Source organism: Streptomyces sp. NBC_00490, assembly GCF_036013645.1.
Lineage (GTDB): Bacteria > Actinomycetota > Actinomycetes > Streptomycetales > Streptomycetaceae > Streptomyces > Streptomyces canus_F.
Genome location: NZ_CP107869.1, coordinates 3,056,428 through 3,079,143, shown reverse-complemented (window position 1 = coordinate 3,079,143; position 22,716 = coordinate 3,056,428). Strand labels below are relative to the sequence as shown.

Here is a 22,716-nt window from a genome sequence, read left to right as displayed (position 1 = left end):
GCCATGGCTCGGGGGAGTGCACGGTGGCTGGTTCACAAGGAAGCTGGACGGGCGGCGCGCTGACGGCGGGGTCGCTGTGGAAACCGAAGTACGCGGCACGCGCCGTGTTCCATCCGGCGTGGATACCTCAGTCCGTCGACCCGACGGTGGAACAGCTGAAGAAGATCCGTCTCATCGCCGGGACGGTCGCCGCGATCGGTGTGTACACCTTCGTCGAGGGCGGCTTCGCCTTCGACGAGATGCTGGAGAACATGCTGACGGCCTCCGTCGTCCTGCTCCTCATCACACCGCTGACGGTCGGCATCATGCTCTTCGTGTGGCGGCGGCGCGGCTCGGTGAGCGGGCTGAAGCCCTCGCTGTTCAACTCGCTGAAGCTGCTGCTGCTCTTCGTGGGGACGATCGTGCTCACGGTCGTGCTGCTGCAGTCGGCGGGCGGCGCGGGATTCTTCATCCTGGTCCTCGGCCCGGCCGTGCTGTGGCTGATCGGTTTCGTGGCCCGCGGGGCCTGGCACGTGGGCGCGAACTTCTTCGGCACCGCGGGAGTGCACCGCTGTCTGCCGCCGCTGCTCGCCGCGGTCACGTCCTGGCTGATGGCCCTGCCCGATCTGCTCACGGGCGACCTGCACGGGCTCAGCCTCGGGATGGGCGTCCTGTTCATCCTGGGTGCACCCCTGACGGTCACAGGGATCGCGCTGCTGGAGATGCGGCGACTGGAGCAGCGCTACGGCATACGGCTGGCGGCCCACCCGGCCACCCATCCGCACCTCGCCCCACCGCCCCCGCCGATGCCGCCGAACGCCCCTCCGGCGCCGCCGTACCTGCCCCCGCAGGGCAACCCGTACGGGCCGGGCACGGGACAGCCGTACCACCCGGGCAACCCGTACGGGCCGGGCGCGGGGCAGCCGTACCCTCACGGCAACCCGTACGGGCCGCCGGCCGGGAACCCCTACAACCAGGGCAATCCCTACGGGCACTGACGGGCTCCGGCGCCGCCGCGGCAGCGTGGCGTGAACGCGAGACGGCCCCAGGTCGATGACCTGGGGCCGTCCGGCAGTGCGCTCAGGGTGACGCCGGCGGATACAGCGCGCGCGGCAGCTGTGAGGCCGCTGCCGCGTCCAGGAGCCACAGGGTGCGCCGACGGCCCTGTGCGCCGGCCGCCGGGGCCTGGATCTCGCCCGCGCCCGAGAGGGCGATCGCCGCCGCCTGGGCCTTGTCCTCGCCGGCCGCGAGGAGCCAGACCTCACGGGCGGCGCGGATGGCGGGCAGGGTCAGGGTCACGCGCGTCGGCGGGGGCTTCGGCGCGCCGTGGACACCGACCACCGTGCGCTCGGTCTCGCGGACCGCCGGGAGCTCCGGGAACAGCGACGCGACATGCGTGTCCGGACCCACGCCAAGCATCAGGACGTCGAAAGTCGGCACCGAGCCGTGGTTCTCCGGGCCCGCCGCACGGGCGAGCTCCTCGGCGTAGGCGGTCGCCGCCGCGTCCACGTCCTTGCCGTACGGCCCGTCCGAGGCGGGCATGGCGTGCACCCGCTTCGGATCGAGCGGCACCGAATCCAGCAGGGCCTCGCGGGCCTGCGTGACATTGCGGTCCGGGTCGCCCTCGGGCAGGAACCGCTCGTCACCCCACCACAGGTCGAGCCGGCCCCAGTCGATCGCGTCCCGCGCGGGAGCCGCCGCCAGCGCGGCCAGCAGGCCGTTGCCGTTGCGGCCGCCGGTGAGGACCACGGACGCGTAACCCCGGGAGGCCTGCGCGTCCACGATCTTCGTGATCAGACGGGCCGCGGCGGCCTGCGCCATCAGCTCCTTGTCGTGGTGCACGACCAGCTGCGGAGTGCTCACTTGGCCGCCGCCTTCTTCACCGGGCCGCGCTTGGCCGCCGCCTTCTTCGCGGGAGCCTTCGCCGCCTCCTCCACCGGGACCGCGACCGGCTCCTCGGCGGAAGCGACCGGAGCCGGAGCCGCCGCGTCCTGCGCCGAGGGGTTCAGCCGCTCCACCCCGAACCGCAGCGCCGAGGCGTACGTGTCGTCCGGGTCGAGCCGCCGCAGTTCCTCGGCGATCAGCTCGGCCGTCTCCCGCCGCTTGAGCGCCACCGCACGGGCCGGCTGGCCCTCGATGGACAGCGTCGCCAGCGAGCCGTCCGCGCGGTCCAGGGTGATCGGACCGTGGCTGGTGTCCATGCGGACCGCGGTGAGACCGGGGCCGCCCGACAGCGAACGCTTCACCGGGACGTCGAGCCGGTCCGCGAGCCACATCGCCAGGAGCTCGCAGCTCGGGTTGAACTCCTCGCCCTCCACCTCGACGGCGTTGACGTCCACGGTGACCTGGTCCAGCGCCGCGGCCAGCATCGAGCGCCAGGGCGTGATGCGGGTCCAGGACAGATCGGTGTCGCCCGGCGTGTAGGTGTCGGCGCGGGCGCCGAGGTCCCGTACCGGCTGCTCGGAGGCGTAGGTGTCGGTGACCCGGCGCTGGGCGAGGGCCCCCAGCGGGTCGTTCGCCGGGTCGATCGGTGCCTCCACCGGCCACCAGACGACCACGGGGGCGTCGGGCAGCAGCAGCGGCAGGACGACCGACTGGGCGTGGTGCACGACATCGCCGTACAGCCGCAGGACCACCGTCTCGCCGGTGCCCGCGTCCGCGCCCACCCGCACCTCGGCGTCGAGGCGGGACTGGGTGCGGTCGCGGGGAGTGCGGGAGACGCGCTTGATGACCACGAGCGTGCGCGAGGGGTGCTCGCGCGACGCGTCGTTGGCGGCCTTCAGGGCGTCGTACGCGTTCTCCTCGTCCGTGACGATGACCAGCGTGAGCACCATGCCGACGGCCGGTGTGCCGATGGCCCGGCGGCCCTTGACCAGTGCCTTGTTGATCTTGCTGGCGGTGGTGTCCGTGAGGTCTATCTTCATGGCCGGCGCCAGCTCCGTCCCTCTCGTTCGAGCATTTCGTCCGCCTCGACCGGCCCCCAGGTGCCGGACGGGTACTGGGCCGGCTTGCCGTGCTGGTCCCAGTACTCCTCGATCGGGTCGAGGATCTTCCAGGACAGCTCGACCTCCTCGGTGCGCGGGAAGAGGTTCGAGTCGCCGAGCAGGACGTCGAGGATCAGTCGCTCGTACGCCTCGGGCGAGGACTCCGTGAAGGACTCGCCGTAGGCGAAGTCCATCGACACGTCCCGGATCTCCATGGAGGTGCCGGGGACCTTCGAGCCGAAGCGGACCGTGATGCCCTCGTCGGGCTGGACGCGGATGACGATCGCGTTGGAGCCCAGCTCCTCGGTGGCCGTCGAGTCGAAGGGGGAGTGCGGCGCCCGCTGGAACACCACCGCGATCTCGGTGACCCGGCGGCCCAGGCGCTTGCCGGTGCGCAGGTAGAAGGGGACGCCCGCCCAGCGGCGGTTGTCGACCTCCAGCTTGATGGCGGCGTACGTGTCCGTCTTGGACTTGGGATCGATGCCCTCCTCCTGGAGGTACCCGACCGCCTGCTCACCGCCCTGCCAGCCCTCCGCGTACTGTCCGCGGACGGTGTCCCGGCCCAGGTCCTTCGGCAGCTTCACCGCGCCGAGCACCTTGGTCTTCTCGGCGGCCAGCGCGTCCGCGTCGAAGGAGGACGGCTCCTCCATGGCGGTGAGGGCCATGAGCTGGAGGAGGTGGTTCTGGATGACGTCACGGGCGGCGCCGATGCCGTCGTAGTAGCCGGCCCGGCCGCCGACGCCGATGTCCTCGGCCATCGTGATCTGCACGTGGTCCACGAAGGACCGGTTCCAGATCGGCTCGAACATCTGGTTGGCGAAGCGGAGCGCCAGGATGTTCTGGACGGTCTCCTTGCCGAGGTAGTGGTCGATCCGGAAGACCTGGTCCGGGGCGAAGACCTCGTGGACGACCTTGTTGAGGTCCTCGGCCGACTTCAGGTCGTGGCCGAAGGGCTTCTCGATGACCGCACGGCGCCAGGAGCCGGCGGACTGGTCGGTGAGCCCGTGCTTCTTCAGCTGCTGGATGACCACCGGGAAGGAACGCGGCGGCACCGACAGGTAGAAGGCGAAGTTGCCGCCCGTGCCCTGTGCCTTGTCGAGCTCCTCGATGGTGCCGCGCAGCCGCTCGAACGCGTCGTCGTCGTCGAAGGTGCCCTGGACGAAGCGCATCCCCTGGATGAGCTGCTGCCAGACCTCCTCGCGGAACGGCGTACGGGCGTGCTCCTTGACGGCGTCATGGACCTCCTGCGCGAAGTCCTCGTGCTGCCACTCGCGCCGGGCGAAGCCGACCAGCGAGAAGCCCGGCGGCAGCAGACCCCGGTTCGCGAGGTCGTACACCGCGGGCATGAGCTTCTTCCGGGACAAATCGCCCGTGACGCCGAAGATGACGAGCCCCGACGGCCCCGCGATACGCGGGAGCCGTCGGTCGGCGGGGTCACGCAGCGGGTTGCTGCTCGACAAGATTTCAGCCCTCCGAGGGGGCGAGGCGCTCCAGCTCTGCCTCGGTCGACTTGAGCAGGTCGTTCCAGGACGCCTCGAACTTCTCGACGCCCTCGTCCTCCAGCAGCTGCACGACCTCGTCGTAGGAGATCCCGAGCTTCTCGACCGCGTCGATCTCGGCACGGGACTGCTCGTAGGTGCCGGAGACGGCGTTGCCGCGGATCTCGCCGCCCGCCTCGGTGGCCTGGAGAGTGGCTTCCGGCATGGTGTTCACCGTGTTCGGCGCCACCAGCTCGTCGACGTAGAGGGTCGGCTTGTAGGCCGGGTCCTTCACGCCGGTCGAGGCCCACAGCGGGCGCTGCTTGTTGGCGCGCGCCTTGTCCAGCTCCTGCCAGCGGGAGGAGGAGAAGACCTCTTCGTACGCCTCGTAGGCCAGACGCGCGTTGGCGACGCCCGCCTTGCCGCGGGCGGCCTTGGCCGCGTCGGTGCCGAGCGCGTCGATCCGCTTGTCGATCTCGGTGTCCACGCGGGACACGAAGAAGGACGCCACGGAGTGGATCTGCGAGAGGTCCAGGCCGCGCTCCATGGCCTTCTCCAGGCCGGCCAGGTAGGCGTCCATGACCTCGCGGTAGCGCTCGAGCGAGAAGATCAGCGTGACGTTGACGCTGATCCCGAGGCCGATCACCTCGGTGATCGCCGGGATGCCGGCGCGGGTGGCCGGGATCTTGATGAGGGTGTTGGGCCGGTCCACCAGCCAGGCGAGCTGCTTGGCCTCGGCGACCGTCGCGTGCGTGTTGTGGGCCAGGCGCGGGTCGACCTCGATCGACACACGGCCGTCCTGGCCGCCGGTGGCGTCGAAGACCGGGCGCAGGATGTCGGCGGCGTCACGGACGTCCGCCGTCGTGATCATGCGGATGGCCTCTTCGACGGTGACCTTGCGGGCGGCGAGGTCGGACAGCTGCTGGTCGTAGCCGTCGCCCTGGGAGATCGCCTTCTGGAAGATCGACGGGTTGGTCGTGACGCCCACGACGTGCTGCTGGTCGATCAGTTCGGCGAGGTTGCCGGACGTGATCCGCTTGCGCGACAGGTCGTCCAGCCAGATCGCGACGCCTTCTTCGGAGAGGCGCTTGAGTGCGTCTGTCATGGAATTACATCTCCTACGTGTCGTATGTGAGCGTCAGCGCTGGGCAGCGGCGAGGGATTCCCGCGCCTTCGCGGCCACGTTCTCCGCGGTGAAGCCGAACTCCTGGAAGAGGACCTTGCCGTCGGCCGAAGCACCGAAGTGCTCCAGGGAAACGATGCGGCCCGCGTCCCCGACGTACTTGTGCCAGGTGAGACCGATACCGGCCTCCACCGCGACACGCGCCTTCACCGACGGCGGCAGGACGCTGTCCCGGTACCCCTGGTCCTGCTCCTCGAACCACTCCACGCACGGCATCGACACGACGCGCGTCGGCACACCGTCGGCCTCCAGCCGCTCGCGCGCCTCGACGGCGACGTGCACCTCGGAACCGGTGGCGATGAGCACGACCTCGGGCGCGTCGTTCGACGCCTCGAAGAGGACGTAGCCGCCCTTCACCGCGTCCTCGTTGGACTCGTACGTCGGCACGCCCTGACGGGTCAGCGCCAGACCGTGCGGGGCGCCCTTGCCGAAGACCTTCGTGTAGCGCTTGAGGATCTCGCGCCAGGCGATCGCGGTCTCGTTGGCGTCGGCCGGGCGGACCACGTTCAGGCCCGGGATGGCGCGCAGCGAGGCCAGGTGCTCGACCGGCTGGTGGGTGGGGCCGTCCTCGCCGAGACCGATGGAGTCGTGCGTCCACACGTACGTCACCGGCAGGTGCATCAGCGCCGACAGCCGTACCGCGTTGCGCATGTAGTCGGAGAAGACGAGGAACGTACCGCCGTAGATGCGGGTGTTGCCGTGCAGCGCGATGCCGTTCATCTCCGCGGCCATGGAGTGCTCGCGGATGCCGAAGTGGATCGTGCGGCCGTACGGGTTCGCCTCCGGCAGCGGGTTGTCCGCCGGCAGGAAGGAACTGTCCTTGTCGATCGTGGTGTTGTTCGAGCCGGCCAGGTCGGCGGAGCCGCCCCACAGCTCGGGGATCACCGCGCCGAGCGCCTGGAGCACCTTGCCGGAGGCGGCACGCGTGGCGACACCCTTGCCGGGCTCGAAGACCGGGAGCTTGTCCTCCCAGCCCTTGGGCAGCTCACCGGCGACGATGCGGTCGAACTCGGCGGCGCGCTCGGCGTTGTTGTTGCGCCACTCCTGGAGCTGCTTCTCCCACTCGGCCTTGGCCTGGCGGCCGCGGTCCAGGGCACCCCGGGTGTGGTTGATGACCTCGTCGGAGACCTCGAAGCTCTGCTCCGGGTCGAAGCCCAGCACCCGCTTGGTCGCCGCGACCTCGTCGTCGCCGAGCGCCGAGCCGTGGGCGGCCTCGGTGTTCTGCGCGTTCGGGGCGGGCCAGGCGATGATCGAGCGCATCGCGATGAAGGACGGCTTGTCCGTCACCCGCTTCGCGGCCTGGATCGCGTCGTACAGGGCGTGCGGGTCGAGGTCGCCGTCCGGCTTCGGGGCGACACGCTGCACATGCCAGCCGTACGCCTCGTAGCGCTTGGCGGTGTCCTCGGAGACGGCCGTCTCGGTGTCGCCCTCGATCGAGATGTGGTTGTCGTCCCACAAAAGCACGAGGTTGCCGAGCTTCTGGTGGCCGGCCAGCGAGGACGCCTCGGCGGAGATGCCCTCCTGGAGGCAGCCGTCACCGGCGATGGCGTACACGAAGTGGTCGAACGGGGACTCGCCCTCGGCGGCCTCCGGGTCGAACAGGCCGCGCTCGTAGCGGGCGGCCATCGCCATGCCCACCGCGTTGGCGACACCCTGGCCGAGCGGGCCGGTCGTCGTCTCGACGCCCTTGGTGTGGCCGTACTCCGGGTGACCGGGGGTCTTGGAGCCCCATGTCCTGAACGACTTCAGATCGTCCAGCTCCAGGCCGAAGCCGGCCAGGTAGAGCTGGGTGTAGAGGGTCAGGGACGAGTGGCCCGCGGACAGCACGAAGCGGTCACGTCCGACCCATTCGGGGTCGGCGGGGTCGTGCCGCATCACCTTCTGGAAGAGGGTGTAGGCGGCGGGAGCCAGGCTCATCGCCGTACCGGGATGGCCGTTGCCGACCTTCTGTACGGCGTCGGCGGCCAGGACGCGGGCGGTGTCGACGGCCCGCTGGTCCAGCTCGGTCCACTCGAGGTCTGTGGTGGTCGGCTTGGTGCTCACCCTGGGTCAGGGCTCCTCTCCACATGTCACGCATGTCGAATGCCGGTGCACGGGGCGCCCCGGCCGTTGTCGAGCCTACCCCCGTAAGTACGTGCGTTTTTTCGCGTCATTCCAGACTGCCGGGAGTCATGACGATCCGCCTCCTGACTGGGCCGATTCGCCATTCGGCAACTGAATACGGACGCGCTCGTTCGAGTGCTCAACCGAGTGTCGAACAGCTCGTCCGGGGGTGCTGGTCCCCTCTTACGGGGGTGCTGACCAACACGACCCCACCCCCGCGAATGTCGGGGTATGGGCAACGTCTACAGTGGCGTGGTACGCGCGAGCCTTTACCGGGACTTCACACGGGAGGGGTTTGCTGGGATGTCTCTGTAGGGGTGTGCGTGACGGCCGTCGAATCCCGTCCAGCCGGGGTGCTGGGGGAGAGCAAGAGCTCGGGTCACCGGCCGTTCGGGGCCCGTGTCAAGGCATTCGTGGCGCTGACCAAGCCCCGGATCATCGAACTGCTCCTGATCACCACGGTCCCCGTGATGTTCCTCGCCGAGCAGGGGGTGCCCGACCTGACGCTGGTGCTCCTCACCTGCCTCGGCGGCTACCTGTCCGCGGGCGGCGCCAACGCGCTGAACATGTACATCGACCGCGACATCGACGCGCTCATGGACCGCACCTCGCAGAGACCGCTGGTCACCGGCATGGTGTCGCCGCGCGAGTGCCTCGCCTTCGGCATCACCCTCGCGATCGTCTCCACGCTCCTGTTCGGCCTGGCCGTCAACTGGCTCTCCGCCTGGCTGTCGCTGGGGGCGCTCCTCTTCTACGTCGTCGTCTACACGATGATCCTCAAGCGGCGCACGTCGCAGAACATCGTGTGGGGCGGCATCGCCGGCTGCCTCCCGGTGCTGATCGGCTGGTCGTCCGTCACGAACTCCCTGTCGTGGGCGCCGGTCATCCTCTTCCTCGTCATGTTCTTCTGGACGCCGCCGCACTACTGGCCGCTGTCCATGAAGGTGAAGGAGGACTACGCGCGCGTGGGCGTGCCCATGCTGCCGGTGGTCGCCTCCAACAAGGTGGTCGCCAAGCAGATCGTGATCTACAGCTGGGTCATGGTCGCCGTCTCGCTGCTGCTGACCCCGCTCGGCTACACGGGCTGGTTCTACACGCTGGTGGCGCTGCTGGCCGGCGGGTTCTGGCTGTGGGAGGCGCACGGACTGCAGAACCGGGCCAAGGCCGAGGTGACGGGCGGCAAGCTCAAGGAGATGCGCCTGTTCCACTGGTCGATCACGTACGTGTCGATCCTGTTCCTCGCGGTCGCGATCGACCCCTTCCTGCGCTGAGCCCCCGTGCGGGACGCGGGGAACCGCGCGACCGGCGCGTGGTCAACACCACGTGACCCGGCAGTCGCCGTACCGGCTACCCGTCGGTAGCATCCTGGTCATGGCAGACACCAAGCAGGCGGCCCAGGCCGAGCGCCGAGCGACCCGGCTGGCCAAGCAGATCAGCGCCTTCTCCAAGGCACACGGCGGCGCCGAGGGCCAGGTGGCCTACCTGGGCGACCTCGGCGCACGGATCGCCCTCGTCGGCGAGGACGGCGACTGGGGCAACCTGGTGGCCCCGAGCGTCGAGATCGCGCAGAAGGCGGTCGAAAAGGCCGGCATCACCGTCCACGAGGACTTCGACGGCGAGTTCGCCGCGAAGGTGCGCACGGGACCGTACGAGTGGACCCGCATGGCGGGCATCCAGCTGGGCGGCCCGAAGAACGGCTGACGCGCACGGCTTTCACACCGGGTGCGCGACAGCAACACCTGACACCCCGTTCACCCGTTAGGCCCCGTAGCAAGGACACGGTCCAGCACGGGAGCCCGGATGATCGAAACGCCGTCCCTCGTGGACCAGTACTGCCACGGCGTACTGAGAACAGAGCTGGGCCTCGGCACCTTCGAGGCCCAGCTGGCCCGTACCGAGGGGCCGCCCGCCCCCGGTACGACCCTCTTCGACACCCAGACCGGTTTCGCCGTACGGCGCCTGTGCCCCCCGCTCCTCGGTCTGGAACCGCACTGCCCGCCCGCCCGCTATCTCGCCCGGCGCCGTGAACTCGGCGTACTGGAGGCGGGCCGCAGACTGCTGCGGGGCAGCGGCATCACGACATACCTCGTCGACACGGGCCTGCCCGGCGATCTGACCGGCGCCGACGAGATGGCCACGGCGTCGGCCGCCGAGGCCCGCGAGATCGTGCGGCTCGAACTCCTCGCCGAACAGGTCGCCGACACCTCCGGCACGGTCGAGTCGTTCCTCGCCAACCTCGCCGAGTCGGTGCACGGGGCGGCGGTCGACGCGGTCGCCTTCACCTCGGTGGCGGGGGTACGGCACGGACTGGCGCTGGCGCCCGAGCCGCCGGGGCCGGGGGAGGTGCGGGGCGCGGCCGGCCGCTGGCTGGCGGGCCGCAGGGTGGGCGGCGAGCTGTCCGATCCGGTGCTGCTGCGGCACCTGCTGTGGATCGCGGTCGCCTCGGGGCTGCCGCTCCAGCTGCACGCCGGGCTCGGTGAGCCGGGGCTGCGGATCGACCGTACGGACCCGGTCCTGCTCACGGACTTCGTCCGCGCCACCGCGGGGCTCGGCACCGATCTGATCCTGCTGCACGGCTACCCGTACCACCGGCACGCCGCCCATCTCGCCGGTGTCTTCCCGCATGTGTACGCCGACTCGGGCGCCGCTCTGGTGCGTACGGGCGCCCGTGCGGCGACGGTCCTGGCGGAGATCCTCGAACTCGCCCCCTTCGGCAAGATCCTCTTCTCCAGCGGTGCCCAGGGCCTGCCCGAACTGCACGTCGTCGGCGCGCGGCTGTTCCGCGAGGCGCTGGCCCGGGTGCTGGGCAACTGGGTCGCCGAGGGGGCGTGGTCGCTGGCGGACGCGCAGCGGGTCGCGGGCCTGATCGCGGCGGGGAACGCGCGCCGGGTGTACGGACTGGAGTGAGCCGGGGGCGGGCGCCGGTCCGGGTGCGCCCGGACGGGGTGCGGGGAGGGTGTACGGGACCGGGCGGGCTGTACAGGATGGAGGCATGCAGACCGACGCGTTACTCGACCGCTTCCTCACCGGCCTCGAACCGCTCGCGCCGCTCGCCGTCTGGGCCCACGGCTCCCTCGCCGGCGGCGACTACCAGGAGGGCCGCAGCGACCTGGACCTGATCGCCGTACTGGACCGTCCGATCTCGCCCCGCACGACCTGGCGGCTGGCGAAGGCGCACGCCCGGCTGCGGCACGAACCGCTCGCCCCGCATCTGCACTGCACGTATCTGACACCGGACGCCGTGGAGAACTCCGCCTGGCCGCACCTGACCTGGGCGCACGAGCAGCTGTTCAAGCGGCCCGTGACGCCGGTGACCCGGCGCGAACTGCACACGTTCGGGCGGGTGCTGCACGGGAAGGCCCCGGCCGGACTGCTGCCGCCGGTGCCGGACCTCGAACTCGCCGAGTTCGTCGTCCGCGACCAGCGCGACTTCTGGCGGCCCAAGCTGGAGAAGGCGGACCGCTGGCGGCAGGCCCCCTGGGTCGACGTCGGCCTGACGACCTTCGCCCGCGCGACCGCCACCCTGCGCGACGGACGGCTCATCACCAAGCGGGAGGCGCTGGAGCTGCTGCCGGAGCTGGGGGCGCCGGCCGAGGTGGTGGAGGACATCAGGCGGCGGCGGTACGAGAATCCCGCGCCGCCCACCGAGGAGTGGACGGCGCGCAGGGGTGAACTGACCCGGGGATACCTGGGGCCGGCGATCGAACGGCTCGTGGCGGCGTACGCCTGACGGCCGCTCGCGGTGTTACGGGACGGAGGGTCAGATCCCGGCGGAGAGCGATGACGTGGCCTGCGCCGGGAGCGGCACCTCGGTGTCCGTCTCGGGCCGCTCCCGCAGCGCCAGCAGCACCCGCAGGACCGCGATCCAGACCAGGCACGAGCCGAACATGTGCAGGCCGACCAGGATCTCGGGCAGATCGGTGAAGTACTGGACGTAGCCGATGACGCCCTGTGCGAGCAGGACCAGGAAGAGGTCACGGGTGCGGTGCAGGGGGCCCTTCGGCGCGTCGACCGCCTTGAGGACGAACCACAGGGCGAACGTCAGCGTCACCACGATCCAGGCGAGGACGGCGTGCAGCTTGCTGACCGTCTCCCAGTCCAGCGGCATCCGCTCGACCTCGCTGGAGTCGCCCGCGTGCGGTCCCGACCCGGTCACCACCGTGCCCACCGCGATCAGCAGCACGGACGCGGCGACCAGGAACCACACCAGCTGCCGCACCGACGTGCCGACCAGCGGACGCGCCGGCCCGTCGCCCTCCCGGGTGCGCTGCCACATCACCGTGGCCACCGCGATCAGCGCCGTCGACAGCAGGAAGTGCGCGGCGACCGTGTACGGGTTGAGGCCGACCAGCACCACGATGCCGCCGAGGATCGCGTTGCCCATCACGACCCAGAACTGCGCCCAGCCCAGCCGGGTGAGGCCGCGCCGGCAGGGCTTCTCGGAGCGCGCGGCGATGATCGCCCAGCCGACCGCGGCGCACAGCACGTACGTCAGCATGCGGTTGCCGAACTCGATCACACCGTGCACGCCCATGGCGCTCGTGGTGGTCAGCGAGTCGTCGGTGCACTTGGGCCAGGTCGGGCAGCCGAGGCCCGAGCCGGTGAGCCGCACCGCGCCGCCGGTGACCACGATGACCACCGACATGACGAGAGCGGCGAGAGCCGCCCGCTGTACCGTCCGGGGGTCCGGGGTCCAGCGTGCGGCGATGAAGGCGAGCGGGTTGCGCACGGCGGCTGCGGCGTCGGCGGGGGTCAGGTTCGGCACGTGTCCCATCGTAGGCCGCCGCTTGTGCACGCTTTCACGAGGGTCCGGCACGGGCCTACTCCCAACGGAAGAACCTGCCCGCCGCGGCCAGCCCCACGACCGCCCACACCGCGAGGATCCCCAGGTCGCCCCACGGCATACCGGCCCCGTGCTGGAGCACGTCTCGCAGTCCGTCCGACAGGGCGTTGATCGGAAGCAGCGCGAGTACGTCCTGTGCGCCGGAGGGGAACTTGTCCATGGGCACGATGACGCCGCCGCCGACGAGCAGCAGCAGGAAGACGAGGTTCGCGGCGGCCAGGGTGGCCTCCGCCTTCAGGGTGCCCGCCATCAGCAGGCCCAGGCCGGAGAAGGCGGCGGTGCCCAGGACCAGGAGGAGCAGGACGGCCACGGGGTTGCCGTGCGGCTCCCAGCCCAGGGCGAAGGCGATCACCGTCAGCAGGACGATCTGGAGGATCTCCGTGACCAGGACCGACGCCGTTTTGGCCGTCATCAGGCCCCAGCGCGGGAGCGGGGAGGCGGCCAGTCGCTTCAGGACGCCGTAGCGGCGCTCGAAGCCCGTCGCGATCGCCTGGCCGGTGAAGGCCGTCGACATGACGGCGAGGGCGAGGATGCCGGGGGTCAGGAAGTCCACCGCCTCGCCCGCGCCCGTGTCGACGATGTCGACCGAGCTGAACAGGACCAGCAGGAGGGTGGGGATCACGACGGTCAGCAGGAGCTGCTCGCCGTTGCGCAGCAGCATCTTCGTCTCGAGCGCCGCCTGTGCCGCGATCATGCGTCCCAGGGGAGCCGCGCCCGGCCTCGGGGTGTACGTGCCGGTCGTGGTCATGAACGCAGCTCCTTGCCCGTGAGCTCCAGGAAGACGTCTTCCAGGGTGTGCCGTTCGACCGAGATCTTGTCCGGCATCACCCCGTGCTGGGCGCACCACGAGGCCACCGTCGCCAGCAGCTGCGGGTCGACCTTGCCGCCGACCCGGTAGGAGCCCGGCGTCAGCTCCGCGGCCGTGCAGTCGGCGGGCAGGGCCTTCAGCAGCGAGCCCACGTCCAGGCCCGGGCGGCCGGTGAAGCGGAGGGTGTTCTCGGCGCCGCCCCGGCACAGTTCCTCGGGGGAGCCCTGTGCGATGACCTTGCCCGCGTCGATGATCGCGACGTCGTCGGCGAGCTGTTCGGCCTCGTCCATGTAGTGGGTGGTGAGGACGACGGAGACACCGTCCGTGCGCAGATCGCGGATCAGGTCCCAGGTCGCGTGGCGGGCCTGGGGGTCGAGCCCGGCGGTCGGCTCGTCCAGGAACACCAGCTCCGGGCGGCCGACCACGGCCATCGCGAGGGCGAGCCGCTGCTGCTGGCCGCCCGACAGCCGGCGGTACGTCGTTCTGCCGCAACTGCCCAGTCCCAGGCGCTCGATGAGCGCGTCCACGTCCAGCGGGTGGGCGTGCAGCGCGGCGACATGGCGCAGCATCTCGTCCGCCCGCGCACCCGAGTACACGCCACCGGACTGCAGCATCACGCCGATCCGGGTGTGCAGCTCGCGGGAGTGCCGGACCGGGTCGAGGCCCAGGACGCGCACCGTGCCGGAGTCCGGCCTGCGGTACCCCTCGCAGGTCTCGACCGTGGTCGTCTTGCCTGCCCCGTTGGGACCGAGTACGGCGGTCACCCCCGGCGTGGCCACCAGGTCGAGGCCGTTCACCGCGGTCTTCGTGCCGTACCGCTTCACCAGGGCCTGGACCTGGACCACGGGCTCGCTTCGCATGGCTCAAGAGTCTAGGTACGCGGTGCGCGCCTCAGACGGGCGGGTGCAGGATCTCCTCCTCACGGGGGCGGTGCGCCGTCAGCCACCGCTCGGCGTAGGACACCGCGTCGGCCACCGGGAACAGCCGCGCGTCGGCCGCGCCCACCTTTCCCCGGACGACGGGACGGTCCCGCTCGAAGTCGTGCCCGAGCTCGCCGAACTGGTCCGAGGTGATCGACACCTCGGTCACCGTCTCCCAGCCGGCCGGGCCCGGCCGGCCCACCTTCACCAGGGGCGAGGGGATGCGGTACTCGGCGAGATGGAAGCTCGTACAGGTGTCGTAGCCGGCGCCGAGCAGGAGCACGCGCGCGTCCAGGTCCTCGAGGCGGGCGAGGGGGCTGTGCTCGCCGAGGCGGCAGTCGGTGGCGTGTTTGTCGGTGATCTGACGGGCGCGGCGGCCGATCGCCGCGAACGACGTCTGCGGGTGCGCGCTGCGCAGGGCGCCCGGCCAGGTGCGGACGGTCTCCGGGAGCACGCCGACGCCGCGCGAGGGCGTGACCTGGGGGTCGTAGGCCGGCATGGAGACGCGGATCGTGTCCCACCACCCCTCGGGGACCGGCGGGTTTCCCCACAGGGCGGGGTCCGAGAGGTCTCCGGTCTGCGTGGGGACGACCAGGGTGCCCTCCGGGCCGAGAACGTCCAGAAGTCCCTGGACGACGGCTACAGGGCCGCCACAGACCCAGCCGAGCGACTTCAGGGAGGAATGGACGAGGAGGGCCTCGCCGTCCTCGACGCCCAGCTCGCGCAGCTGCGCGGCCACTGTGCCGCGGGTGACAAGAGGGCCGGTCGGAGGGGGTATGGGCATGGTTGTGGAGTGTCCCGCAAGTGGCCCGGCGATGCCACCCGATTGATCGATCAAAGATCGTTTCCGCAGGTCAGGTTAGCTTTACCTAAGTGATGCACCGCACCGTCCATGGGGCGGATGCGGGTTGCCCGCCTCTGAGGAATTACGCAACAATGGTGTTGTGAAAAACGTCGGCGAGGCTCAGGAGACCCCCACGGGGGCCCTGCAGGAGGAGCTCGCGACCGGAGAGCGGTCAACCCGCAACCGGGTCGCGCGGTCCATCCTGGACCACGGGCCGTCGACGGTCGCCGAACTGGCGGGCCGTCTCGGCCTGACCCAGGCCGCCGTACGCAGGCACCTGGACGCGCTGGTCGTCGACGACGTCGTGGAGGCACGCGAGCAGAAGATCTACGGCGCGCGGACGCGGGGGCGTCCCGCCAAGGTCTTCGCGCTCACCGACTGCGGCCGCGACGCCTTCGACCAGTCCTACGACAAGCTCGCCGCGGACGCCCTGCGCTGGATCGCGGAGCGGTTCGGCGGGGACGAGGCGGTCGTGGCCTTCGCCCGCGCGAGGATCGCCGAGCAGGCCACCGTGTACCGCCGGGCGATCGAGGCCGCCGCCCCCGAGGCGCGCACCGAAGCCCTGGCCAAGGCCCTGAGCGCGGACGGGTACGCTGCTACGGCGCGCAGCGCACCGGTCGGCGAGCAGCTGTGCCAGCACCACTGCCCCGTCGCCCACGTCGCGGAAAAGTTCCCCCAGCTCTGCGAGGCGGAGACCGAGATCTTCTCCCAGCTGCTCGGAACGCACGTCCAGCGACTGGCGACCATCGCGCACGGTGACGGCGTCTGCACGACGTTCATCCCAAAGATTTCCCACACCACACATAACGCATCTGCAAGCACGGCCGGGAGGAACCCCGCATGACTCTCCCCATCGAGGAGACTGCCCACCCCGAGCTCGAGGGCCTGGGTAAGTACGAATACGGCTGGGCGGACTCCGACACGGCTGGTGCTTCCGCGCGGCGCGGCATCAACGAGGACGTCGTCAAGGACATCTCCGCGAAGAAGTCCGAGCCGGAGTGGATGACCAAGCTCCGCCTCAAGGGCCTGCGGCTGTTCGACAAGAAGCCCATGCCGAACTGGGGCTCGGACCTGTCGGGCATCGACTTCGACAACATCAAGTACTTCGTGCGCTCCACGGAGAAGCAGGCGGAGTCCTGGGAGGACCTGCCCGAGGACATCAAGAACACGTACGACAAGCTCGGCATCCCCGAGGCGGAGAAGCAGCGCCTCGTCGCCGGTGTCGCGGCCCAGTACGAGTCCGAGGTCGTCTACCACCAGATCCGCGAGGACCTGGAGGAGCAGGGCGTCATCTTCCTCGACACCGACACCGCGCTGAAGGAGCACCCGGAGCTCTTCAAGGAGTACTTCGGCACCGTCATCCCGGTCGGCGACAACAAGTTCGCGTCGCTGAACACCGCGGTGTGGTCCGGCGGCTCCTTCATCTACGTGCCGAAGGGCGTGCAGGTTGAGATCCCGCTCCAGGCCTACTTCCGTATCAACACGGAGAACATGGGCCAGTTCGAGCGGACCCTGATCATCGTCGACGAGGGTGCCTACGTGCACTACGTCGAGGGTTGTACGGCGCCGATCTACAAGTCGGACTCCCTGCACTCCGCGGTCGTCGAGATCATCGTCAAGAAGAACGCCCGCTGCCGCTACACGACCATCCAGAACTGGTCGAACAACGTCTACAACCTGGTCACCAAGCGCGCCGTGGCGTACGAGGGCGCGACCATGGAGTGGATCGACGGCAACATCGGCTCCAAGGTCACCATGAAGTACCCGGCCGTCTACCTGATGGGCGAGCACGCCAAGGGTGAGACCCTCTCCATCGCCTTCGCGGGCGAGGGCCAGCACCAGGACGCCGGCTCCAAGATGGTCCACATGGCGCCGAACACCTCCTCGAACATCGTCTCGAAGTCCGTGGCGCGTGGTGGCGGCCGTACGTCCTACCGCGGTCTCGTCGAGATCGGCGAGGGCGCCCACGGCTCCAAGTCCAACGTGCTGTGCGACGCGCTGCTCGTCGACACCATCTCCCGCTCGGACACGTACCCCTATGTGGACGTCCGCGAGGACGACGTGTCCATGGGCCACGAGGCGACCGTCTCCAAGGTCAGTGACGACCAGCTCTTCTACCTGATGAGCCGCGGCATGACCGAGTTCGAGGCGATGGCCATGATCGTGCGCGGCTTCGTCGAGCCGATCGCGAAGGAACTCCCCATGGAGTACGCCCTCGAGCTCAACCGGCTGATCGAGCTGCAGATGGAAGGCGCGGTCGGCTGAGACCGGTCTCCCCAAGCAGCTAGCGAAATCTGACGTAGGAAGAGAGCAGACCGACAGCCATGGCTGAGGCTCAGAACATCCCGGTGGGCAGCACGACCGCCGGCCAGATCGCGGTGGCCGCCGAGTCGACCGTCGCCACGCGCATGAGCGCGCCCCCGTCCTTCGACGTCGCGGACTTCCCGGTCCCGCACGGCCGCGAGGAGGAGTGGCGGTTCACCCCGCTGGAGCGGCTGCGCGGGCTGCACGACGGCACCGCCGTCGCCACCGGCGAGGGCCTGAAGGTCGACGTCGAGGCGCCCGAGGGCGTCACGGTCGAGGCCGTCGACCGCGACGACGCGCGCCTGGGCAAGGCGGGCACCCCGGTGGACCGCATCGCCGCCCAGGCGTACTCGGCGTTCGAGAAGGCCGGCGTGATCACCGTCCCCAAGGAGACGGTGCTCACCGAGCCGATCCGGATCGCCGTGCACGGCGAGGGCGGCACCGCCTTCGCCCACCAGGTGATCGAGCTGGGCGCCTTCGCCGAGGCCGTCGTCGTCATCGACCACACCGGTGACGCGGTGCTCGCCGCCAACGTCGACTACCTCCTGGGCGACGGCGCCAAGCTGACCGTCGTCTCCGTCCAGGACTGGGACGACAAGGCCGTGCACGTGGCCCAGCACAACGCGCTGATCGGCCGGGACGCCACCTTCAAGTCCTTCGTGGTCACCTTCGGCGGCGACCTCGTACGCCTCCACCCGCGCGTCACCTACGCCGGCCCCGGTGGTGAGGCCGAGCTCTTCGGGCTCTACTTCACGGACGCCGGCCAGCACCAGGAGCACCGCCTCCTGGTCGACCACAACGAGGCGCACTGCAAGTCCAACGTCGTCTACAAGGGCGCGCTGCAGGGCGAGGGCGCCCACGCGGTCTGGATCGGCGACGTGCTCATCGAGGCCAAGGCCGAGGGCACGGACACCTACGAGATGAACCGCAACCTCGTCCTCACGGACGGCGCGCGCGTCGACTCGGTGCCGAACCTGGAGATCGAGACCGGCGAGATCGTCGGCGCCGGACACGCCTCCGCGACCGGCCGCTTCGACGACGAGCAGCTCTTCTACCTGATGGCCCGCGGCATCCCCGCCGACGAGGCCCGTCGCCTGGTGGTCCGCGGCTTCTTCGCCGAGCTGGTCCAGCAGATCGGTGTCGACGACATCCAGGAACGCCTCCTCGTGAAGATCGACGAGGAGCTGGAGGCGTCGGTCTGATGACTGCCTCTTCGACGTACCTGCGCGCCTGTGGGCTCAGCGAGCTGGAGGAGGACACCCCCAAGCGGGTGGAACTCGACGGCACGCCGGTCTCGGTCGTCCGCACCGAGGGCGAGGTGTTCGCTATCAACGACATCTGCTCGCACGCGAACGTCTCGCTCTCCGAGGGCGAGGTGGAGGACTGCCAGATCGAGTGCTGGCTGCACGGCTCCGCGTTCGACCTCCGCACCGGCAAGCCGTCCGGCCTTCCCGCGACGCGCCCCGTCCCCGTATACCCCGTAAAGATCGAAGGGGACGACGTGCTCGTCTCCCTCACCCAGGAGTCCTGAGGAACCCATGGCAACGCTTGAAATCCACGACCTGCACGTCACCGTCGAGGCCGACAACGCCACGAAGGAGATCCTCAAGGGCGTCGACCTGACCGTGAAGCAGGGCGAGACGCACGCCATCATGGGCCCGAACGGCTCCGGCAAGTCGACCCTCGCCTACTCGCTCGCGGGCCACCCGAAGTACACGATCACCGGCGGCACCGTCACCCTCGACGGCGAGGACGTCCTGGAGATGTCCGTCGACGAGCGCGCCCGCGCGGGCCTGTTCCTGGCGATGCAGTACCCGGTCGAGATCCCCGGCGTCTCGGTCTCCAACTTCCTGCGCACCTCCGCCACCGCCATCCGCGGCGAGGCCCCCAAGCTCCGCCTGTGGGTGAAGGAGGTCAAGGAGGCCATGCAGCGCCTCAACATGGACCCGGCCTTCGCCGAGCGCAACGTCAACGAGGGCTTCTCCGGCGGTGAGAAGAAGCGCCACGAGATCCTCCAGCTGGAGCTGCTCCGGCCGAAGATCGCGGTCCTCGACGAGACGGACTCCGGTCTGGACGTCGACGCCCTCCGCATCGTCTCCGAGGGCGTCAACCGCGTCCGTGAGTCCGGCGAGGTCGGCACCCTGCTGATCACGCACTACACGCGCATCCTGCGCTACATCAAGCCCGACCACGTGCACGTGTTCGCGAACGGCCGTATCGCCGAGTCCGGTGGCCCGGAGCTCGCCGACCAGCTCGAGGCCGAGGGCTACGACAAGTACGTGAAGGGTGGCGCATCCGCGTGACACAGCTGCCGGGCCTCCTCGACACAGAGGCGATCCGCAAGGACTTCCCCATCCTGGACCGCCAGGTCCACGACGGTAAGAAGCTCGTGTACCTGGACAACGCGGCGACCTCGCAGAAGCCGCGCCAGGTCCTGGACGCCCTGAACGAGTACTACGAGCGCTACAACGCCAACGTCCACCGCGGTGTGCATGTGCTCGCCGAGGAGGCCACGGCGCTGTACGAGGGCGCGCGCGACAAGGCCGCCGCGTTCATCAACGCGCCCAGCCGCGACGAGGTGATCTTCACCAAGAACGCCTCCGAGTCGCTCAACCTCGTGGCGAACATGCTGGGCTGGGCCGACGAGCCCTACCGCGTGGACCACGAGACCGAGATCGTCATCACGGAGATGGAGCACCACTCCAACATCGTGCCGTGGCAGCTGCTCTCGCAGCGCACGGGCGCGAAGCTGAAGTGGTTCGGCCTCACCGACGACGGCCGCCTCGACCTCTCCAACATCGACGAGGTCATCACGGAGAAGACGAAGATCGTCTCCTTCGTGCTGGTGTCCAACATCCTGGGCACCGTGAACCCCGTCGAGGCGATAGTGCGCCGTGCGCAGGAGGTCGGTGCGCTCGTCTGCATCGACGCCTCGCAGGCCGCCCCGCACATGCCGCTGGACGTGCAGGCGCTGCAGGCCGACTTCGTGGCCTTCACCGGCCACAAGATGTGCGGTCCGACCGGCATCGGCGTCCTGTGGGGCCGCCAGGAGCTGCTCGAGGACCTGCCGCCGTTCCTGGGCGGCGGCGAGATGATCGAGACGGTGTCGATGCACTCGTCGACCTACGCTCCCGCCCCGCACAAGTTCGAGGCGGGCACCCCGCCGATCGCGCAGGCGGTCGGTCTGGGCGCGGCGATCGACTACCTGAACTCGATCGGCATGGACAAGATCCTCGCCCACGAGCACGCGCTCACCGAGTACGCGGTGAAGCGGCTCGGCGAGGTCCCGGACCTCAGGATCATCGGCCCGACGACGGCCGAGGACCGGGGCGCGGCGATCTCCTTCACGCTCGGCGACATCCACCCGCACGACGTGGGCCAGGTTCTGGACGAGCAGGGCATCGCGGTCCGCGTGGGCCACCACTGCGCCCGCCCGGTCTGCCTGCGCTACGGAATTCCTGCGACCACGCGAGCGTCGTTCTATCTGTACTCCACGCCGGCCGAGATCGACGCTCTGGTCGACGGGCTGGAGCACGTACGGAACTTCTTCGGCTGAAGGGCGTGAGCTGAGACCGTGAAGCTGGATTCGATGTACCAGGAAGTCATCCTGGACCACTACAAGCACCCGCACGGGCGCGGTCTTCGGGATGGCGACGCCGAGGTGCACCACGTCAACCCGACGTGCGGCGACGAGATCACGCTGCGCGTGAGGTACGACGGCGAGCAGATCGCCGACATCTCGTACGAGGGCCAGGGCTGCTCGATCAGCCAGGCCTCCGCCTCCGTACTGAACGACCTCCTGGTCGGCAAGGACCTCGCCGAGGCGCAGAAGATCCAGGAGACCTTCCTGGAGCTGATGCAGTCCAAGGGGAAGATCGAGCCCGACGACGCCATGGAGGAGGTGCTGGAGGACGCGGTCGCGTTCGCCGGTGTCTCCAAGTACCCGGCCCGGGTCAAGTGCGCCCTCCTCAGCTGGATGGCGTGGAAGGACGCGACGGCCCAGGCCCTGGGCGGGGCCGACGCCGAAAGGAAGACGGCATGAGCGAGACCCTTGAGATGAAGCCGGCCTCCGAAGAGGAAGTCCGCGAGGCCCTGTACGACGTCGTCGACCCCGAGCTGGGCATCGACGTCGTCAACCTCGGCCTCATCTACGGCATCCACATCGACGACGCGAACATCGCGACGATCGACATGACCCTCACCTCGGCGGCCTGCCCGCTGACCGATGTCATCGAGGACCAGGCCAAGTCCGCCACGGACGGCATCGTCAACGAGCTGCGCATCAACTGGGTCTGGATGCCCCCGTGGGGCCCGGACAAGATCACGGACGACGGGCGCGAGCAGCTTCGGGCGCTCGGGTTCAACGTCTGAGACCGACCGCGTACGAAGAAACGGCGACGTCCTCGTGGACGTCGCCGTTTTCCGTGTGTGCGCTCAGGTCAGCCCGTCGACCAGCTGGAACGCCGAGTCCGACCGGTACAGGTCGCTGTACTGGTACGGGTCCAGCTTCACTTGGAAGTTCTGGTGGCGCAGGAAGCGGCCCGGGTAGTTCACCGACTCCAGCATGATCGCGCCGTACACCGAGGAGGAGCGGGCGCAGAAGGTCGCGTCCTGCTTGAACAGGGACGAGCCGTCGCTGCGGTCGGCGATCAGGACGAAGCTGCGATGGCGCAGGTACCTGCCGTCCTGGGTGGCGAAGGAGTAGCAGGAGCTGTCCGCAAGGCCCTTGACCAGTTTGAAGGTGGAGTCCTCGCGGGATTCCGAACCGCGGACCGCGTCGAGCTTCACGTAACCGCCACTCACATGCCAGTAGCGGTCGGGGTAGTTCGCCGAGCGGATCGAGCGCCACGTGACCGCCGGCTTCGGGGACGACGAACTCGGCTTGGACGACGGTGACTTGGAGGTCGGATCCGGGGCGGGCGAGGGGGAGGAGCCCTGCTGGCGCGCGGCGGAGGCGGTCTCCTCGGAGGTCGCCAGGCCGCTCTTGCCCTTCGGGGGGACCGTCGTGGTGTCCGAGGGGCTGGCGTAACCGGCCAGGCCCGGTATCGTCCCGCCGTCCGAGACAGGCGCCGACTTCGACACGGCGTCAGGAGGGTTGCCCGTCATGGATATCGCCGTGACGCAGGCGACGACCGTGGCCACGGCGAGGACACCTGCGAGATAGAGCCGGCGGGTTCCCGGTGCCCGGGTGGTGTCGGGTGCCCAGCCGGTCTCCCACGGTCGGTCATGTGGGGGCTGGGACTTGGTGTCTGGCATGCGCAGTTCCTCTG

23 protein-coding genes are annotated in these 22,716 nt (G+C 69.8%); 13 read left to right on the top strand and 10 right to left on the bottom strand.

Annotated elements, in window-relative coordinates:
* Positions 1 to 23: 23 nt before the first annotated feature.
* Positions 24 to 977, top strand: a complete 954-nt coding sequence (locus OG381_RS13875) for a DUF3824 domain-containing protein (protein ID WP_327716415.1) — start codon at positions 24 to 26, stop codon at positions 975 to 977.
* A gap of 82 nt (positions 978 to 1,059) precedes the next feature.
* Here the strand turns inward: OG381_RS13875 and pgl are convergent, their stop codons facing one another.
* The 5 genes from pgl to tkt are packed head-to-tail and all read right to left on the bottom strand — an operon-like array spanning position 1,060 to position 7,667.
* On the bottom strand, positions 1,060 to 1,842 hold the full coding sequence (gene pgl / locus OG381_RS13870) for a 6-phosphogluconolactonase (protein ID WP_327716414.1): 783 nt from the start codon (positions 1,840 to 1,842) through the stop codon (positions 1,060 to 1,062).
* Positions 1,839 to 2,903 (bottom strand): glucose-6-phosphate dehydrogenase assembly protein OpcA, encoded by a 1,065-nt coding sequence (gene opcA / locus OG381_RS13865; RefSeq protein WP_327716413.1) that lies wholly within the window; start codon positions 2,901 to 2,903, stop codon positions 1,839 to 1,841. The genes pgl and opcA overlap by 4 nt, the downstream gene beginning before the upstream one ends.
* Positions 2,900 to 4,426, bottom strand: a complete 1,527-nt coding sequence (gene zwf / locus OG381_RS13860) for a glucose-6-phosphate dehydrogenase (protein ID WP_327722457.1) — start codon at positions 4,424 to 4,426, stop codon at positions 2,900 to 2,902. Before zwf ends, opcA begins: the two co-directional genes overlap by 4 nt.
* Before the next feature lies 1 nt (position 4,427).
* Positions 4,428 to 5,546, bottom strand: a complete 1,119-nt coding sequence (gene tal, locus OG381_RS13855) for a transaldolase (RefSeq protein ID WP_327716412.1) — start codon at positions 5,544 to 5,546, stop codon at positions 4,428 to 4,430.
* 33 nt (positions 5,547 to 5,579) lie between these two features.
* Positions 5,580 to 7,667 carry a transketolase gene (gene tkt, locus OG381_RS13850; protein ID WP_327716411.1) on the bottom strand — a complete coding sequence of 696 codons (2,088 nt, stop codon included), beginning with the start codon at positions 7,665 to 7,667 and terminating at the stop codon, positions 5,580 to 5,582.
* A 377-nt stretch (positions 7,668 to 8,044) separates the two neighbouring features.
* On the opposite strand from tkt, the gene OG381_RS13845 reads away from it, so the two are divergent.
* The 4 genes from OG381_RS13845 (at position 8,045) to OG381_RS13830 (ending at position 11,457) form a co-directional block, all read left to right on the top strand.
* Positions 8,045 to 8,998, top strand: coding sequence for a heme o synthase (locus OG381_RS13845; RefSeq protein WP_327716410.1), 954 nt, complete (start codon positions 8,045 to 8,047; stop codon positions 8,996 to 8,998).
* Between the two features lie 100 nt (positions 8,999 to 9,098).
* A complete protein-coding gene (locus tag OG381_RS13840) occupies positions 9,099 to 9,428 on the top strand; it encodes a hypothetical protein (protein ID WP_327716409.1) in 330 nt (109 codons plus the stop codon).
* 99 nt (positions 9,429 to 9,527) lie between these two features.
* On the top strand, positions 9,528 to 10,634 hold the full coding sequence (locus OG381_RS13835) for an amidohydrolase family protein (RefSeq protein ID WP_327716408.1): 1,107 nt from the start codon (positions 9,528 to 9,530) through the stop codon (positions 10,632 to 10,634).
* 85 nt (positions 10,635 to 10,719) lie between these two features.
* Positions 10,720 to 11,457: a nucleotidyltransferase domain-containing protein gene (locus tag OG381_RS13830; RefSeq protein WP_327716407.1), complete on the top strand. Its 738-nt coding sequence runs from the start codon at positions 10,720 to 10,722 to the stop codon at positions 11,455 to 11,457.
* A 30-nt stretch (positions 11,458 to 11,487) separates the two neighbouring features.
* Here OG381_RS13830 and OG381_RS13825 read toward each other — a convergent pair whose 3' ends face one another.
* From OG381_RS13825 to OG381_RS13810, 4 genes are read right to left on the bottom strand one after another with little or no spacing between them, the layout of a single operon-like run.
* The gene (locus tag OG381_RS13825; RefSeq protein WP_327716406.1) at positions 11,488 to 12,501 is read right to left on the bottom strand and encodes a COX15/CtaA family protein; all 1,014 of its coding nucleotides are present in this window, start codon (positions 12,499 to 12,501) and stop codon (positions 11,488 to 11,490) included.
* A gap of 46 nt (positions 12,502 to 12,547) precedes the next feature.
* Positions 12,548 to 13,318 (bottom strand): ABC transporter permease, encoded by a 771-nt coding sequence (locus OG381_RS13820; RefSeq protein WP_327716405.1) that lies wholly within the window; start codon positions 13,316 to 13,318, stop codon positions 12,548 to 12,550.
* Positions 13,315 to 14,238, bottom strand: a complete 924-nt coding sequence (locus OG381_RS13815) for an ABC transporter ATP-binding protein (RefSeq protein WP_327716404.1) — start codon at positions 14,236 to 14,238, stop codon at positions 13,315 to 13,317. The genes OG381_RS13820 and OG381_RS13815 overlap by 4 nt, the downstream gene beginning before the upstream one ends.
* Before the next feature lie 31 nt (positions 14,239 to 14,269).
* Positions 14,270 to 15,082, bottom strand: a complete 813-nt coding sequence (locus OG381_RS13810; protein ID WP_327716403.1) for an aminoglycoside N(3)-acetyltransferase — start codon at positions 15,080 to 15,082, stop codon at positions 14,270 to 14,272.
* Positions 15,083 to 15,242: 160 nt separating this feature from the next.
* Here OG381_RS13810 and OG381_RS13805 point away from each other — a divergent pair, with 160 nt between their 5' ends.
* Genes OG381_RS13805 through OG381_RS13770 form a run of 8 tightly spaced genes read left to right on the top strand, consistent with a single transcriptional unit; the run spans position 15,243 to position 21,817 of the window.
* The gene (locus tag OG381_RS13805) at positions 15,243 to 15,986 is read left to right on the top strand and encodes a helix-turn-helix transcriptional regulator (protein WP_327716402.1); all 744 of its coding nucleotides are present in this window, start codon (positions 15,243 to 15,245) and stop codon (positions 15,984 to 15,986) included.
* Positions 15,983 to 17,407 (top strand): Fe-S cluster assembly protein SufB, encoded by a 1,425-nt coding sequence (gene sufB / locus OG381_RS13800; RefSeq protein WP_307032278.1) that lies wholly within the window; start codon positions 15,983 to 15,985, stop codon positions 17,405 to 17,407. The genes OG381_RS13805 and sufB overlap by 4 nt, the downstream gene beginning before the upstream one ends.
* A gap of 59 nt (positions 17,408 to 17,466) precedes the next feature.
* A complete protein-coding gene (gene sufD / locus OG381_RS13795; RefSeq protein WP_327716401.1) occupies positions 17,467 to 18,648 on the top strand; it encodes a Fe-S cluster assembly protein SufD in 1,182 nt (393 codons plus the stop codon).
* The gene (locus OG381_RS13790; RefSeq protein ID WP_266828746.1) at positions 18,648 to 18,977 is read left to right on the top strand and encodes a non-heme iron oxygenase ferredoxin subunit; all 330 of its coding nucleotides are present in this window, start codon (positions 18,648 to 18,650) and stop codon (positions 18,975 to 18,977) included. Before sufD ends, OG381_RS13790 begins: the two co-directional genes overlap by 1 nt.
* 7 nt (positions 18,978 to 18,984) lie before the next feature.
* On the top strand, positions 18,985 to 19,749 hold the full coding sequence (gene sufC, locus OG381_RS13785) for a Fe-S cluster assembly ATPase SufC (protein WP_327716400.1): 765 nt from the start codon (positions 18,985 to 18,987) through the stop codon (positions 19,747 to 19,749).
* A complete protein-coding gene (locus tag OG381_RS13780) occupies positions 19,746 to 21,002 on the top strand; it encodes a cysteine desulfurase (protein ID WP_046261803.1) in 1,257 nt (418 codons plus the stop codon). Before sufC ends, OG381_RS13780 begins: the two co-directional genes overlap by 4 nt.
* A gap of 18 nt (positions 21,003 to 21,020) precedes the next feature.
* Complete coding sequence (gene sufU, locus OG381_RS13775) at positions 21,021 to 21,488, top strand: Fe-S cluster assembly sulfur transfer protein SufU (RefSeq protein WP_327716399.1); 468 nt, start codon at positions 21,021 to 21,023, stop codon at positions 21,486 to 21,488.
* Complete coding sequence (locus OG381_RS13770) at positions 21,485 to 21,817, top strand: metal-sulfur cluster assembly factor (protein WP_005477879.1); 333 nt, start codon at positions 21,485 to 21,487, stop codon at positions 21,815 to 21,817. The genes sufU and OG381_RS13770 overlap by 4 nt, the downstream gene beginning before the upstream one ends.
* A 63-nt stretch (positions 21,818 to 21,880) precedes the next feature.
* On the opposite strand, the gene OG381_RS13765 is transcribed toward OG381_RS13770, so the two are convergent.
* On the bottom strand, positions 21,881 to 22,702 hold the full coding sequence (locus tag OG381_RS13765) for an AbfB domain-containing protein (protein ID WP_327716398.1): 822 nt from the start codon (positions 22,700 to 22,702) through the stop codon (positions 21,881 to 21,883).
* Positions 22,703 to 22,716 lie beyond the last annotated feature (14 nt).

What these genes read in the sequence shown, in the direction of transcription:
- opcA (WP_327716413.1), bottom strand. Translation starts at nt 2,903, where the DNA reads ATGAAGATAGACCTCACGGACACCACCGCCAGCAAGATCAACAAGGCA.
- tal (WP_327716412.1), bottom strand. Translation starts at nt 5,546, where the DNA reads ATGACAGACGCACTCAAGCGCCTCTCCGAAGAAGGCGTCGCGATCTGG.
- OG381_RS13840 (WP_327716409.1), top strand. Translation starts at nt 9,099, where the DNA reads ATGGCAGACACCAAGCAGGCGGCCCAGGCCGAGCGCCGAGCGACCCGG.
- OG381_RS13835 (WP_327716408.1), top strand. Translation starts at nt 9,528, where the DNA reads ATGATCGAAACGCCGTCCCTCGTGGACCAGTACTGCCACGGCGTACTG.
- OG381_RS13830 (WP_327716407.1), top strand. Translation starts at nt 10,720, where the DNA reads ATGCAGACCGACGCGTTACTCGACCGCTTCCTCACCGGCCTCGAACCG.
- OG381_RS13825 (WP_327716406.1), bottom strand. Translation starts at nt 12,501, where the DNA reads ATGGGACACGTGCCGAACCTGACCCCCGCCGACGCCGCAGCCGCCGTG.
- OG381_RS13820 (WP_327716405.1), bottom strand. Translation starts at nt 13,318, where the DNA reads ATGACCACGACCGGCACGTACACCCCGAGGCCGGGCGCGGCTCCCCTG.
- OG381_RS13815 (WP_327716404.1), bottom strand. Translation starts at nt 14,238, where the DNA reads ATGCGAAGCGAGCCCGTGGTCCAGGTCCAGGCCCTGGTGAAGCGGTAC.
- OG381_RS13810 (WP_327716403.1), bottom strand. Translation starts at nt 15,082, where the DNA reads ATGCCCATACCCCCTCCGACCGGCCCTCTTGTCACCCGCGGCACAGTG.
- sufB (WP_307032278.1), top strand. Translation starts at nt 15,983, where the DNA reads ATGACTCTCCCCATCGAGGAGACTGCCCACCCCGAGCTCGAGGGCCTG.
- sufD (WP_327716401.1), top strand. Translation starts at nt 17,467, where the DNA reads ATGGCTGAGGCTCAGAACATCCCGGTGGGCAGCACGACCGCCGGCCAG.
- OG381_RS13790 (WP_266828746.1), top strand. Translation starts at nt 18,648, where the DNA reads ATGACTGCCTCTTCGACGTACCTGCGCGCCTGTGGGCTCAGCGAGCTG.
- sufC (WP_327716400.1), top strand. Translation starts at nt 18,985, where the DNA reads ATGGCAACGCTTGAAATCCACGACCTGCACGTCACCGTCGAGGCCGAC.
- OG381_RS13770 (WP_005477879.1), top strand. Translation starts at nt 21,485, where the DNA reads ATGAGCGAGACCCTTGAGATGAAGCCGGCCTCCGAAGAGGAAGTCCGC.
- OG381_RS13765 (WP_327716398.1), bottom strand. Translation starts at nt 22,702, where the DNA reads ATGCCAGACACCAAGTCCCAGCCCCCACATGACCGACCGTGGGAGACC.